Origin of the sequence: Vibrio sp. Vb0888 (genome assembly GCF_033338835.1) — a bacterium.
GTDB classification, from domain to species: domain Bacteria; phylum Pseudomonadota; class Gammaproteobacteria; order Enterobacterales; family Vibrionaceae; genus Vibrio; species Vibrio alginolyticus.
Genome location: NZ_JAWOTL010000142.1, coordinates 1 through 1,346 on the forward strand (window position 1 = coordinate 1; position 1,346 = coordinate 1,346).

A 1,346-nucleotide genomic window follows, 5' to 3' on the forward strand; every position below is an offset into this window, starting at 1 on the left:
ACCAAATGCAAGCTTGGTGACTCCATCGAGTTGCTTGGCAGAATTTCGTCTTGAGTATTGAGTCGAATGTCACGACGCTTTTCGATGGCGATATCTGAGGTACTTTCCCAGTTCGAGAACTTGTTCTTGATGATGTTAGCAAGCGACTTAGCGTCCACATTGCCCGTGACGATCAGCTCGGCATACTGCGGCTGATACCACTTCTCGTAGAAGTTTTTCAGCCCATTTGACGTCGCGTTCTCAATTGCATCACGAGTACCGATTGGATCATGCTCGGCGTAAGGCGTTCCTTCAATCGAAGCCTCATACGCGTGCATTGAAAACGACTTATCATCTGGATTGGCGCGTCGCCATTCACCCAAGACAACGCCTTTCTCTTTTTCAACTTGAGCAGGAGCGAACTCTAAACCGTCGCCAATGTCTCGCATCCAAGTCAGGGCATCTTCAAGCTTATCGTTATTAGCTAAGTCAAGCTTATAGGAGGTTTGCTGATAGGTGGTAAACGCGTTGATATCTGCGCCAAAACTGCCGCCAGATTGCCCAAAAAGCTTAACAACGTCGTTGCCGGTAAAGTGTGTGCTGCCATTAAATGCCATGTGCTCAACGAAGTGAGCGTAGCCTTTTTGATTGGCTTCTTCTTGGAACGAACCAATGTGCATCACCAAACGAACCGAAACTTCTTGGTCTTGAGTTGGATAGATGTGGTATTTCATTCCATTGGATAGCTGATTAACGTGCCAGTTGGCATCAGGCTGAATCGGCGTGGATTGTTGTGTCAGAGCACACCCTGACAACAATAACGCGGGGACTAACAATATACTGCGCATAACTATTGCCCATAACTATGATTAAGCCGATCAATATAATCCTCGTTCCATGACCTTCACATTTTTAATGGATTATTTGCTGCTCAAATGTGATCTATATCACCATTTAATGAAATCAATTATCATTTACAAAACACGACAAATCCTTACTTTACAAATACATAAAACAAGCCGCTCTCGTATTAGGTTCTTATTTCTTATAAAGCTCAAATTCGCGACATAGCGCCAGTATTTATTTTGAGCAGTAAAATATAATCAATCGATGATTTCGGCGTCAAAACCGCTTTTCAGCGACGACGCCGAATCATGTACGAATGAAAATAACCAATAACAAACTACCCCGCGCTTTAGGTAAATGGGCATTAAGCCCGACACTTAAGGCTGCTTGGGTACAAAAAATCTATTAATCGCTGCTATGTTCAAAAATTTATCACTGAAGAATAAACTGGCTATCTCGGCCAGTGCTGCCATCATCCTTGGGGGCGTGTTAGTCGAAGGCTTGTCTTTTCGAGATTCGTT

Annotated in this window: 1 protein-coding gene; it reads right to left on the minus strand. The window is 43.8% G+C overall.

Translation table 11 applies throughout. The features are described 5' to 3' along the window. Positions 1 to 827: pitrilysin family protein (locus R7P72_RS24530; protein WP_318110901.1), on the minus strand; the 827-nt coding region annotated here is incomplete at its 3' end. Positions 828 to 1,346 lie beyond the last annotated feature (519 nt).